This window comes from Salinicola sp. LHM, assembly GCF_034479735.1.
GTDB classification, from domain to species: Bacteria; Pseudomonadota; Gammaproteobacteria; order Pseudomonadales; family Halomonadaceae; genus Salinicola; species Salinicola salarius.
Genome location: NZ_CP140261.1, coordinates 3,140,704 through 3,153,356 on the forward strand (window position 1 = coordinate 3,140,704; position 12,653 = coordinate 3,153,356).

At 64.4% G+C, this 12,653-nt stretch carries 12 protein-coding genes; 4 read left to right on the forward strand and 8 right to left on the reverse strand.

What is annotated here, in order from left to right:
* Positions 1–4 precede the first annotated feature (4 nt).
* The 3 genes from R5R73_RS14350 to R5R73_RS14360 form a co-directional block, all read right to left on the reverse strand.
* Positions 5–1,393, reverse strand: coding sequence for a HAMP domain-containing sensor histidine kinase (locus tag R5R73_RS14350; RefSeq protein ID WP_322527879.1), 1,389 nt, complete (start codon positions 1,391–1,393; stop codon positions 5–7).
* A 137-nt stretch (positions 1,394–1,530) separates the two neighbouring features.
* Complete coding sequence (locus R5R73_RS14355) at positions 1,531–2,202, reverse strand: response regulator transcription factor (protein ID WP_071229792.1); 672 nt, start codon at positions 2,200–2,202, stop codon at positions 1,531–1,533.
* Positions 2,203–2,312: 110 nt separating this feature from the next.
* The gene (locus R5R73_RS14360; protein WP_322527880.1) at positions 2,313–2,654 is read right to left on the reverse strand and encodes a PepSY domain-containing protein; all 342 of its coding nucleotides are present in this window, start codon (positions 2,652–2,654) and stop codon (positions 2,313–2,315) included.
* Positions 2,655–2,873: 219 nt separating this feature from the next.
* Here R5R73_RS14360 and R5R73_RS14365 point away from each other — a divergent pair, with 219 nt between their 5' ends.
* The 4 genes from R5R73_RS14365 (at position 2,874) to R5R73_RS14380 (ending at position 7,226) form a co-directional block, all read left to right on the forward strand.
* Positions 2,874–3,332, forward strand: coding sequence for a hypothetical protein (locus R5R73_RS14365; protein ID WP_322527881.1), 459 nt, complete (start codon positions 2,874–2,876; stop codon positions 3,330–3,332).
* 182 nt (positions 3,333–3,514) lie between these two features.
* Entirely contained in the window at positions 3,515–3,874 is a 360-nt protein-coding gene (locus R5R73_RS14370) for a hypothetical protein (protein WP_071229795.1), read from the forward strand.
* Between the two features lie 307 nt (positions 3,875–4,181).
* Entirely contained in the window at positions 4,182–5,477 is a 1,296-nt protein-coding gene (locus tag R5R73_RS14375) for a nitrate regulatory protein (RefSeq protein ID WP_071229796.1), read from the forward strand.
* Positions 5,478–5,861: 384 nt separating this feature from the next.
* Positions 5,862–7,226: an MFS transporter gene (locus R5R73_RS14380; protein ID WP_071229797.1), complete on the forward strand. Its 1,365-nt coding sequence runs from the start codon at positions 5,862–5,864 to the stop codon at positions 7,224–7,226.
* Between the two features lie 93 nt (positions 7,227–7,319).
* Here R5R73_RS14380 and R5R73_RS14385 read toward each other — a convergent pair whose 3' ends face one another.
* The 5 genes from R5R73_RS14385 to R5R73_RS14405 all read right to left on the reverse strand — a co-directional run bounded on the left by R5R73_RS14385 (position 7,320) and on the right by R5R73_RS14405 (position 12,565).
* The gene (locus R5R73_RS14385) at positions 7,320–7,787 is read right to left on the reverse strand and encodes a GNAT family N-acetyltransferase (protein ID WP_071229798.1); all 468 of its coding nucleotides are present in this window, start codon (positions 7,785–7,787) and stop codon (positions 7,320–7,322) included.
* 86 nt (positions 7,788–7,873) lie between these two features.
* Positions 7,874–8,215 carry a zinc ribbon domain-containing protein YjdM gene (locus R5R73_RS14390; RefSeq protein ID WP_071229799.1) on the reverse strand — a complete coding sequence of 114 codons (342 nt, stop codon included), beginning with the start codon at positions 8,213–8,215 and terminating at the stop codon, positions 7,874–7,876.
* A 61-nt stretch (positions 8,216–8,276) separates the two neighbouring features.
* Entirely contained in the window at positions 8,277–9,077 is an 801-nt protein-coding gene (cobA, locus tag R5R73_RS14395) for a uroporphyrinogen-III C-methyltransferase (RefSeq protein ID WP_247643178.1), read from the reverse strand.
* Positions 9,078–9,162: 85 nt separating this feature from the next.
* Positions 9,163–12,048 (reverse strand): nitrate reductase, encoded by a 2,886-nt coding sequence (locus R5R73_RS14400; RefSeq protein WP_322527882.1) that lies wholly within the window; start codon positions 12,046–12,048, stop codon positions 9,163–9,165.
* A gap of 106 nt (positions 12,049–12,154) precedes the next feature.
* Positions 12,155–12,565 carry a hypothetical protein gene (locus tag R5R73_RS14405; RefSeq protein WP_139284215.1) on the reverse strand — a complete coding sequence of 137 codons (411 nt, stop codon included), beginning with the start codon at positions 12,563–12,565 and terminating at the stop codon, positions 12,155–12,157.
* Positions 12,566–12,653 lie beyond the last annotated feature (88 nt).

Here is a 12,653-nt window from a genome sequence, read left to right on the forward strand (position 1 = left end):
ACGATCAGTCGGCTGGCGGCGGCTGGCTGGCCGTGTCGCCGATTCGTGCCGAAACCGGCGATGCCGGCAGCCAGACATCCGCCGCCAGCCCGCCCAGGGCGGCACGCTCCAGGCGCAGCGTGCCGCCGTAGAGCATCATCAGGTCTTCGACGATCGCCAGCCCCAGCCCTGAACCCCCGGAGCCGGAACCAGAGCCGCGGGCATCCAGCCTGACACCCCTCGCCAGGGCGGATTCCCCCTGGGCGCGGGTCATGCCCGGGCCGTCGTCCTCGATCCGCAGGCGCACGCCCTGCGATACCCGGGAGACCTGGAACGAAACCCGGCTGTCCGCCCAGCGCAACGCATTTTCCAGCAGGTTCCCGGTGAGCTCCTGAATGTCCTGCGGGTCGATGCGCGCCGCCGCGTTCGGATCGATATCGGCATCGAACCGTATGCCGCGCCGTTCGGCCAGCCTGGCCAGCCCCTGAACGACCGGCGCGATCGCCTCACCGATCGAGACCCGCCCCGAGAACGCCACGCCGCCGGCTGCCGACGCGCGGGCCAGATGGTGACGCACCGCATCGTCGATCCGAGTCAATTCGGTATTGATGGGCTGGCGCTGGGCCTCGGGAAAACGTTCCGAGAGCGTCTTGAGCACGCTGACCGGGGTCTTCAGCGCATGTGCCAGGTTGCCGGCCGCCGCGCGCCCGCGCTCGATCAGGCGCCGATCACGCTCGAGCACGCCGTTCATGGCCAGCGCCAGCTCCTTCAGTTCCACCGGCAGTTGCGTGTCCAGGCGCTCGATATCCCCTTCCTCCACCGCCCGCAGATTGGCCGACATCCGCCGCAGCGGCGCGAGCCCCCAGCGCATCTGCAGTGCCAACCCGGCCAGCAGCAGCACGCCGAACGTGGCCAGCGACACGATCAGCAGGCGCTCGAAGCGCTCGACCTCATGGTTGAGTTCCGCGGTCGATCCGGCCAGGGCCACGTGGATCACGTCCTGGTGCCCCGGCAAGCGCAGGCCACGTTCGATCATGCGCAAGTCGTCATCGCGCGGGCCTTCGACCTCGTAGACGGCCAAACCACTTTGGTGCTCGGGAATCGGCAGGCGCTGGTCCCACAGCGAACGCGACGTCAGGGTGAGATCGCTGCCGTTGCTCACCTGCCAATACCAGCCGGAATAGACGCGATCGAAGCGAGCATCGCCCAGCGAACGGTTCAATTGCAGACGTTGGCCGATACTGTCGACCTGAATGCCGGCCAACAGCGCATTGAGCAGGGATTCGAGACGGGTATCGAAAGAGGCCGTCGCGGACTGCCGAAAGGTGTAGCTCAACCCGACGCCGGCCAGCGGAAGCAGCACGATGACCAGCAGCAGCGAGGCCACCAGCAGGCGCGCCCCCAACGGCGCCAACCGCAACCGCTCCCCCCAGCGCGATATCCAGCGAGGCCGCCAGCGTTTCAGGACGCTGCCTTTCGAGTCTTGGCCTTTCGAGTTCTGGCCTTTCGAGCTTTGGGCTTTCGAGTCCTGGCCTTTCGAGTTCTGGTCTTTCAAGCCTCGGCCTCGAGATCCACCAGGCGATAGCCCTGCCCCCGAAGCGTCTCGATCCGGGCGCGGCCGAACTTGCGCCGCAGACGGCTGATCTGGACGTCGATGACATTGGAGTCGGGCTCGTGATCGCGGTTGTAGACATGCTCGACCAGCTCGGCGCGACTGACGATACGCGGCGAGGCATGCATCAGGTACGAAAGCAGGCGGGATTCCTGCGCGGTCAATGTGATTGGCCGCCCAGCCAGCGAGACGCTACCCGAATGGGTATCCAGGGTCAGCTCCCCGATCCGAATCACCGGATGAGCATGACCGTGACTACGGCGAACCAGCGCTCGCAACCGGAACAGCACCTCGGCGGTCTCGAACGGTTTGACGACGTAATCGTCGGCGCCGGCGGAGAATCCGGCCGCCTTGTCGGACCAGCGTTCGCGGGCCGTCAGCACCAGCACCGGCAGATCGATCGCGTCCTCGCGCCACTGGGAGAGCCAGCGCGTCCCATCACCGTCGGGCAGCCCGAGATCGAGGATGACCGCATCGTAGCGCTCGGTGCGCACCAGGAAGTCAGCCTCCTGCCCGGTGGTCGTCGACTCGATCAACAGGCCGGCCTCGGCCAGCGCAGCTGCCAACGCCTCGGCCAGTGCCGCATCATCCTCGACCAGCAGTACCTTCATTACCGACTCCCTGATTCAAGACTCATCTTTCACTGCAACGATCGTCCCTGGCGGAGTTCGTCCATGCCAAAACGCGGCTCCGGTCAGATGTCGTCAGTATCAACGACAGTCTAAGGCGATTTCTTCATCGCCTCGATATTCACCCCTTCGACACTTAGCAACTCGCCATTGGTGGCGTCGAACTCGAATTCGACGACCTGCCCCTGGGGGCCGATCATCTCCACTTCATATTCGATCTGGCCCTTTTCCTGCTCGAGCTCGACCTCCAGAATTTCACCATCATAGCGGGCTTCCAGCCAATCCATGATCTCGCCGATGCCGACCAGATGGCCCTCCTTGACCTCCTGGTGAAGATCGCGCCAGTCATCGTCACCGGCACTGGCCAACGGGAGTGTCCCGCCGCTCGTGAGCAGCACCAGGGTCAACAGCAAGAGACGGTTGCGAAGTTTCATGTCGGCAGTGTGCCGCAAAGGCGATGAATCCGACATGAATACGTCAGCCCGTGACACGCCACTGCCCGCCGGGCATACCGCGGGCGACAGATGATGAACCCCGGATGAATGCCTCTGTCAGTTCGAGGCAAGGTCTCCCCGAGTATAACGATGGACATCGACAAGGCCGGTCCATCGCGAAGAACGCGTCTACCGATATCGAACTTCAGGAGATCGATCATGAAATACCGTCTATGGGTGTTGCCTGCCGTCGCACTGGGAAGCGGGATCAGTGCCAGCGCCTTGGCCGACGAGGCGACGCTATCCTACAGTCAATTGAAGACGCTGCTCGATAAAGCCGAAAGCCATGGCTTCACCCATTACGAAAAGCTGGATGTGGATCGTGACGACAACCGGCTCGAGGTCGAAGGGTGGCGCGATGACGGCTGGGAACTGGACGTCTCGATGGCGCTGGACGACGGTGCCTTGATGCGGGAAAGTCAGCGTCAATCGAACATCCCGGACTGGAGCCTGACGGCCGAAGAGTTGCAGAACGCGTTGGCCCAGGCCCAGAATCGCGGCATGCAGCATTTCGCGGAACTCGAAGTCGACAGTGATGGTCGCATCGAGATAGAAGGCTACAACGCGCAGCAGAACGAACTCGATCTCGACCTGCATCGGGACGAGTTGAACAGATGATCACAACGCTGCCGCCCTCAGAGGGTGTTGACAAAAGGGCTGCACTCGACAATCCAGCGTTAAAATCGGCCTCAAATACTCATTTACTCCATGTAAACTCCGTGTTTTCGGCCAATTTTGCCTTGTCTTGCCTTCGTTCGCCTGTTTTGTAAACACCCTCTCAGCAACCGAGGAGAAAGTGGATGACCGATAACCGCCACGATACCGGCAACGCGGCCTGGCGTGCCGCGCAGCAATGGCGCGAGCGCGTTCAGCAGACTCGTCCCAGTCAGGGTGCCGGAGGCCTGCGCCTGTTGTTCACTTGGCTGCTCTTCGGCGTCATGCTGATCGTCGGCACCCTGCTCGGCCTGTTTTTCCTGGTCGTCGGCTGGGCGATGCTGCCGTTTCTCCGCCATCGCATGAAAAAGCGCGCCGAACAGTTCCGCGCCTCTCGAGCGCAGTATGCCGGCGGCAGCGCCGATCCCGACGGCGGCAACCACTCGGCAGGGCGTTCCCAGCAAGTGCTCGATGGCGAATACGAGGTGCGCTCGAAAGACTCCTGAACACGCTACCGGCATCGCTTCCCTGCATCGATTCCCCGCGTCGGGGCTTGATCGTGCACGCTTTGATCGCGCGCTTTTCGATCACGCTCTCTTGCTTGCGCTCGACGCGCTCCGCTTCCCCTCGAACGCCTTCAGCGCCGCGCCTCGAGCGTGGCGCCTCATCGAGTCGGTCCCCGTCTCCACGTGCGTCGATCGGACGTACGCGGTAGAGTCATATTCGACGTTGGTCGAACTCTCCCCTCACGCCAACGTACGCTCTGCTCAAACGGTATCGACAATAACAAGTTGAGACGGGATGCGGTGACTCATGAATGCGACCGAACGGCTGCTGCGCGCAGCCAAATTATCGGAAATCGAGCAACTGTCCGGATTGGCGGAAACCGCTGCGGTGGTCGGCGATATTTGCCGTTTCGTCCACGCCCTGCAGCGGGAGCGTGGCGCCTCCACGATCTATCTCGGTTCCGCTGGCCGGCGTTTCACGCACCAGCGCCGGCAGCGCATCGTCGATAGCCAGTTGGCGGAAGCGACATTGCGCCAGCGCCTGGACGAGTGGGCTTCCTTCGACGACGCCAACCGCACGTCACGCCATCTCGCCAACGCACGCCTGCTGACCCGTATCGCGGCGGTGTGGCACGGCTTCGACTCGCTTCCGCCGATTCGCGACGACATCGAGGCGCAGCGCCTCACCGCCGACGATGCGGTGCGCCTGTTCAACCGGTTGATCAGCAACCTGTTGTCGGTCATCTTCGAGGCGGCGGATACCGCCAGCGACACCGAGATCACCCGCGTGCTGGTGTGTCTGTTTCATTTCATCCAGGGCAAGGAGCTCGCCGGACAGGAACGGGCCTGTGGCGCCTTCGGCTTCACGCTCGGCGTGTTCGACGATGCGCACCGCCAGACGTTGCAGCAGTTGATAGATGCCCAACATCGCTGCTTCGAAACCTTCGGCGAATTCGCCAGCACCGAGCTGCTCTCGCACTGGCAGCAAGAGCTCGACCAGCCGATCCATCTGGCCATCGCTCAACTGCGCGATCTGGCCATCCAGGCCACCCCGCTGCCGAACGATCTCAATGATCCCGGGGAACAGTGGTACGCCATCATGACCCAGCGGATCGATGCCATGAAAGACATCGAGGATCGCCTGGTCGAGGAGTTGCAGCGCAGCTGTCGTGACCGGATTCATCAGGCCGAGCGCGAGATAGAGAACGGCGTCGGCTTGCGCGAAGCGCTCAATGGCGAGCTCTGGGCGGCACCGGTGAACCTGCTGCTGGAAGTGCCGGACGCAGAGCCGGCCTCAAGCCTGGGAGCCTTGACGGCCAGCACCATGGAGTCACGCTTCAGCCGTTCGCTGGTCGGCCTGGTGCAGACGCAACACGCAAGATTGCAGCAGATCAGCGACGAACTCGAGAGCACGCGCAAGACGCTGCGCGATCGCAAGCAGATCGACCGCGCCAAGGGGCTTTTGATGACCCATCAGCGCCTCTCCGAGGAAGAGGCCTACCGCCTGATGCGCAAGACCGCCATGGACCAGAGCAAGCCGTTGATCGAAGTGGCCCGAAACGTGATCGACCTCGTCGACATGCTGTCTCGAGAGCGTTCCTGAGCCCTCATCGTCTTTCCACGCCACCCGCTGGTGCACGCCTCCCACATGCTGCACCGTCGGGTCGCGATCCTGCCTGCTGTCATGGCGCATTGGTGCCTGCCCGCCTTCGACTTCACACCTTATCTACTTGAATCGACGCCTTTTCGAGGATTCTGGTACGGCTTCTGCTTGGATAGAGAAGTCCGGGCCAATGGCGGCCCGACAGGAGCCTGCTCCAGCGGTTCCGAGCCAGACATTCGCTGAAGCACGGTCAAGGTCGACCGGCTGACGCAACGGACAACGGCGTCCATCGCTCTTCATGCACCGCATGACGAGAGATGGGCGCCGTTTTTTCATGCCCTCGGCACCGGCCGGTGTCGTCGCCACCATCGGAGAGTGATCTTCATGGACATCCGTCACAAAGCCAACAAGATACGTCTGTTCAGCTTTTCCACCCCTCAGATGCGAGCCTTCCATCTCTCCTGGTTCGCCTTCCACGTCTGCTTCTTCGGCTGGTTCGGCATCGCCCCGCTCATGGCCGTCGTCCGCGACGATCTCGGCCTGACCAAGACCCAGATCGGCAACACGATCATCGCTTCGGTCGCGATCACCATTCTCGTGCGCCTGGTCATCGGTCTGCTCTGTGATCGCATCGGCCCGCGCAAGGCCTACACCTGGCTGCTCTGCCTCGGGTCGCTGCCGGTGATGGCGATCGGCCTGGCGGACAGTTTCGAAACCTTTCTGCTGGCCCGCCTCGCCATCGGCGCGATCGGGGCTTCCTTCGTCATCACCCAGTATCACTCCACGATGATGTTCGCTCCCAACGTGGTCGGCACCGCCAACGCCACGACCGCCGGCTGGGGGAATCTCGGCGGCGGCACCACCCAGATCCTGATGCCGCTGGTGTTTTCCGGCGTGCTGATGCTGGGCGTCAGCGAAACGCTGGGCTGGCGGCTGGCGATGGTCGTGCCCGGTATCGTGCTGTTCCTGACCGGACTGGCCTATTACCGTTTTACCCAGGATGCACCCGATGGCAATTTCAGCGATCTGCGGGCCCGCGGCGAACTGCCGCCAGCCACCCGTGAACACGGCGCCCTGCAAAGCTTCGCCGCCGCCGCCAAGGATATCCGCGTATGGGCGCTGTTCGTGGTCTACGCGGCCTGCTTCGGCGTCGAACTCACGATCAACAACATCGCTGCCATCTACTTCTTCGATACGTTCTCGCTCGACCTCGCCACGGCCGGGCTGATCGCTGGGCTGTTCGGGATGATGAACCTGTTCGCGCGCACCCTGGGCGGCATCTTCTCCGACCTGTTCGCCCGCAACGGCGGGCTCAAGGGACGGGTACGCTGGCTGTTCATCGCGCTACTGTGCGAGGGCATCGCGCTGACCGGCTTCGCCCAGATGCAGACCCTGGCCGTGGCGATCGGCATCATGCTGGTGTTCAGCCTGTTCGTGCAGATGGCGGAAGGTGCCACCTTCGGCGTCGTGCCGTTCATCAACAGGAAGGCGCTGGGTGCCGTCGCGGGGATCGTCGGTGCCGGTGGCAACGCGGGCGCCGTGGCAGCCGGTTTCCTGTTCCGCTCGGAATCCCTTTCCTATCAACAGGGTCTTTTCTATCTGGGGCTGACGGTCATCGCCGCCTCGCTGTTCGCCCTGGCGGTGCGCTTTTCTCCGGCGACGGAGGCCGAGGAGCACCAGGCCTATCATCAGGCCGACGGCAAGCGCAGCGTCGAGCGCGATGTCGAGCGGGAGGCCGTTGCCGGCTGAGCGACACCCCTTTTCGATGACGCTTTGTCATCACGCCCTTCTCCATCGCGTGTCCATGCGATCTTCGCCGCTGCCTTCGGGTAGCGGCTCTTTTCAGAGATTTCGGTGCATCAGCGTGACGCGCTCGCCACGATAGGTCAGAGATTCGGAGGGCACCCAACCCAGCCGCGCGTAGAGCGCCATCTGGTCCGGTGTATAGAGATGAAGTCGTCGCCAACCCGCTGCCCGGGCCTCCGCTTCCACCGTCGCCACCAATGCCGAGGCGATACCGCGGCCGCGCCAGGCCGGCAGGACGAAAACGGAGGCGAGCCAAGGCCCCATGGCGGGCCGAATGCTCATGTCGCTGACTGTCAGGCTCGCGGTAGCTATCGGCTTTCCGGCGCTCATGGCCACGAATATCGAAGGCACGCCTTTGGCACCGCAGTCGTTGCGGGTTTCGTTCCGCCACTCCTCGAACGTCGTGCGCGGGTGAAGTCCGCCCCAGGCGTCGAAGGTCCAACGCGACACCGTTTCGATGCCGAGCGTGTCATCGCGATTCAACCGCGCGATCTTCCAAGCCATTGTGGTCCCCCGCCTGTGATGACGAATCCCGAGCCGGTCGACGGCGAAAAGAAGCCCGATGGATCCACCGAAGGCCTGACGTCGGTTCAGGCCTTCTTGACGAACTCGGATTTCAGCTTCATGGCGCCGACACCATCGACCTTGCAATCGATATCGTGATCGCCATCGACCAGGCGGATATTCTTGACCTTGGTCCCTACCTTGACGACCTGCGACGACCCCTTGATCTTCAGGTCCTTGATCACGGTGACGCTGTCACCATCGGCCAGCGGCGTGCCATGGGCGTCGGTCACGACGCTTGCATGCCCTTCGTCGGCCGCCGCTTCGGCTTCGGACCACTCATGGCCGCATTCGGGGCAGACGACAAGCTGGCTGTCAGCGTAGGTGTATTCGGACCCGCACTGCGGGCAAGGCGGTAACTGGCTCACGCGTAGACTCCTGGCGTTCGGAAAGCCGCGAAGTCTACGCCGCCCGCCTCGAACTGCCCAGTCAAACCGGGCGTTCGAGGCTCAAGAGCCGGTCAGCGGTAGAAGGGATCATCTCGACGACGCTGCCGACGACGATCAGGCACGGCGACGGCATCGGGTTGGCGGCAAGCGTTCGCGGCATGTCCGCCAACGTGCCCACCAGCGTCTGCTGCTGCGGCAGCGAGGCGTTGGCGATCAGCATGATGGGCCAGTCGGACGGCAGCCCGGCGCCGATCAACCCTTCGCAGATGGTCTCGACACGACTCAACCCCATGTAGAAGACCAGTGTCTCGTCACGCCGAGCCAGCGCGTGCCAGTCGAGGGAGACATCGTCCCGGCACGCCTGCGCGGTAATGAAGCGAACCTGCTGGGCGTGAGCGCGGTCGGTCAGCGGCAGCCCCATGACAGCAACGGCGCCGGACGCGGCGGTAATCCCGGGCACGATGTCGGGGGTGATGCCGGCCTCGGCCAGCGCTGCCAGCTCCTCGCCCATGCGCCCGAAGATTCCGGGATCGCCACCTTTCAGACGCACCACCCGCTTTCCTTCGGCGGCGAGCCGCACCAATAGCGTGCCGATCTCCGCCTGGGGCACGCTGTGGTTGCCACGCGCCTTGCCGACGTAGTAGCGCTCGCAGCCCCGGGGCAGCAAGGCCAGAATGTCGGGGCCGACGAGCCGATCATAGACCACGGCGTGTGCGGCCTCGATTCGTCGCAGGGCTCGCACGGTCAGCAGATCCGCGGCGCCGGGCCCGGCGCCGACCAGCGAGACCCGGCCGGCATCGTCAGCCGAGTCGACGACGTTTCTCGTCGATCTCGTGGTCACGACTCGGTTTCGAGCCGCCTGATAGAGCCGAGCCATCCAGCCGGCCGTCTCCAGCCTCTTCCCGCGCGTATTGCCTTGAGTTGCATCATAGGCTGGCATCGGCCATCTCCTCTTGTGTCTCTTCTTCGAGCAGGGCTTTCAGCTCGGGTTGGCAGGAACCGCATTGGGTACCGCAGGCGAGGCGTGCACCCAGCGCCTCGACGCTGGTATCGCCGGCGCGGATGGCGGCAATGATCGAATTCTGGCCGACCTGATGACAGCTGCAGACGATCGGGCCGTCGCTGCGCGCGCCGCTGGCACAGCCGGCCAGGATGCGACGCCGCGTCTCTCGATCGAGCAACTGGTCGCCTTCGCTGGCGAAGCAGTCGTCCAGCCAGCGCAACGACGGCAGCCCCTCCGGTGGCCCGACCATCAACCACCAGCGCAGCCGGCCGTTATCGATACCGCTGGCGCGCAGCCGTCCGCGCGTTTCGTCGTGACTCCACTGCGAGGCCGGCACAGGCAGATGGGACTCGGCCCACGCCAGCCAGTCGCGTCCAGCGGCATCCGGCTGGCCGCCAAGCTGCCAGCGCACGGAATGAGCGAGAGGAATCCGAGCCCAGTAGGCGCAGTCTTCGCGCCCACTCTCGATAGCAGGCGCGATCTCGGCCGCGATGTCGGCGGCGACGATCAATGTCGCTTCCCAGGAGATCGGCAGCGGACGAAGGCTGACTGCAGCCTGCTTCGATTCAGGCTGCCCGGAGATCGGATCGACGACCGCCGCCACCAGGCCATTGACCTTGGCCTGGCCGCTGAAGGCGTCGTTCCAGTGCATCGGCGCGAACAGCTCTCCCGGCCGCTGGGACTTGGCGATTCTGGCCCGGCCGCGATAGAGACCATCGCCCCCCGTCAGCTCGACCAGTTGCTGGTCGGCGACGCCGAGGCGTTCGGCATCCAGCGGGTGAATGTCGACGAAGGGCTCGCCGCGATGGTTCATCAGGCGGGAGGCCCGCGCCGTCCGCGTCATGGTATGCCACTGATCCCGTACCCGACCGGTGTTCAGGCGCAGCGGCCTTTCCCGGGTTAGTTCCTGGCGTACCGCCTGCGGACGAACCGGCAACAGCCGGGCACGGCCATCGGGCGTCGCGAAGCGGCCGTTCTCGAATAGCCGCGGCGTGCCCGCGGGGGCCGCGGCGGTCACCGGCCATTGAACCGGTGCCAGGCCGTCGTAGCCGGCACGGTCCAGCCCCGCCAGCCCCGAAATGTCGAACGGCCGCCAGGTGGCGCCGTCGCTTTCGCTACCCTCGCCTTCGACCGCGTTCTCGAAACCGGAGAGCCGGGCATGTTCGTCGAAGATCTCGAAAGGATCGACATAGGGAAATGCCTCGGCGAAGCCGAGACGTGCGGCGACCTGGGTCATGATCCACCAGTCGTGACGCGCCTCTCCAGGCGGCGGCAGCAACCCGCGCTGGCGGGAAATGCAGCGCTCGGAATTGGTGACGGTGCCATCCTTTTCCGACCAGCCAGTGGCCGGCAGCACGATGTCCGCGACCTCCAGAATCTCGGCATTCGCCATGCAGTCGGAAACGATCACCAGCGGGCACGCCGCCAGAATGCGCTTGATGCGATTGGCTTCGGGCAGGCTGACCACCGGATTCGTCGCCATGATCCAGACCGCCCGGATCTCCCCTCGCTCGATGGCGTCGAACAGCTCGGTGGCCTTGAAACCCGGCGCACCGGGCAAGGTCGGCGTCAGCGTCTCGGTGCGCCAGAACCGGGTGACCCGATCGATGGCTCCCGGCGTGTGGTAGTCCATGTGCGCCGCGAGCTGGTTGGCCAGACCTCCGACCTCGCGCCCGCCCATGGCATTGGGCTGGCCGGTGATCGAAAACGGCCCTGCGCCCGGCAGCCCGATCTTGCCGCCCGCCAGGTGGCAGTTGATGATCGCCTGGCACTTGTCGGTGCCGCTGCTCGACTGGTTGATGCCCTGGGAATAGAGCGTCACCACGTGCAGTTGCGTGGCGAACCAGTAGAAGAAGGTCTCCAGCCGCTCGGCGTCGACATCGCAGTCGCGAGCGACCGCCTCGATGCCGACATCGTCTTCGCAGGCAGCCTGCATCGTCTCTTCGAAGCCTCGGGTATGGCGTTCGAGATAGATCCGGTCGACCCGGCCAGCGGCGTGCATCCAGGCCAGCAGTCCGTTGAACAGCCGGGCATCGCTGCCGGGCGCAATACCGAGATAGAGGTCGGCGATTTCGCAGCTGTCCGTCACCCGGGGGTCGATCACCACGATGCGCATCAGCGGGTTGCGCTGCTTGGCGGCCTTCAGCCGCTGATAGATCACCGGATGATTCCAGGCCAGGTTGGAGCCGACCAGCACGACCAGTTCCGCGCACTCCAGATCCTCATAACAGCAAGGCACTGCGTCGGCGCCGAAAGATCGCTTGTAGGCGGCCACCGCCGAGGCCATGCACAGCCGCGAATTGGTATCGACATGAGGCGTCCCCAGGAAGCCCTTGAACAGCTTGTTGGCGACGTAATAATCCTCGGTCAGCAGCTGTCCGGAGAGATAGGCCGCCACCGACTCCCGGCCATGCTCGCGCTGCGTCGATGCCAGCCGCGACGCGACGCACTGCAGCGCCTCTTCCCAGCCCACCGCTTCGCCATCGACGACGGGATGCGACAGGCGCCCCCGCTCGCCCATCGTCTCGTGCAACGCACTGCCCTTGACGCAGAGACGCCCCTGGTTGGCCGGGTGCGCGGGGTCCCCGGCGACATCGACCAGCGCACCGTCCTCGATCGTCGCGACAACGCCACAACCGACGCCGCAATACGGGCAGGTCGTGGTGCCCTTGTATGGCGGGCAGGTCGTGGTGCTATCTGGAGAGGATCTGGTGGCGGTGCGCTCGAAAGAGGAGCCGGTGCCGCCGAACGACTCGCGGGGCGTCGTCCGCCGAGGCTGTGGATCGGTCGTGCTGTACGGATTGGGCATGAACGCCTCCCTGAAACGCAAAGAGGCCTGACTTCACGCTGAACGTGAGGTCAGGCCTCTTTGCCTGCTGCCGCGTGATCCTGCCGGTATCCGCGGTGCGTTGTGATCATTGCCGGTGTTGCGTGCCGGAGCGTTGCTCGTTGCCGGCGTTGGCAACTGGCACGCCTGGATAAAGGATCAGAGCAATAAGCAGGCCACCGGCCGCTTTTTCCTTTTTCGACAACCTTCTGCAGCCGCGTCCACCCCGCGCCTGGCAGTCGAGAGACCCGGTCTCGGGGCGTTCATGCCAACCTTTGGTGCGAAAGCGCGCAACGCTGCACCGGCGTTGCGCAAGCCAGCGCCCATCCGCCCTCTTCCTGCCCGCTTTCGTCAGCGCTCCTTGCCACCAACCCACTGAATCGATTTGAAGATCGGTGAGCTGGCATGGCCTTCGCTTGAGTTCCACCATCGGCGACCAATGGCGGTCGCGATCGCCAGGCCGGCGCTGCATCGAGGCAGCGTCGCGCCAGATAGCCATGGCACGCCCCGGTAGGCTGACGATGCCGCTTCATTCGTCGGCTCTCGGGCGTCGCATCGATATTCAGGCACATCGATATTCAGGCAAA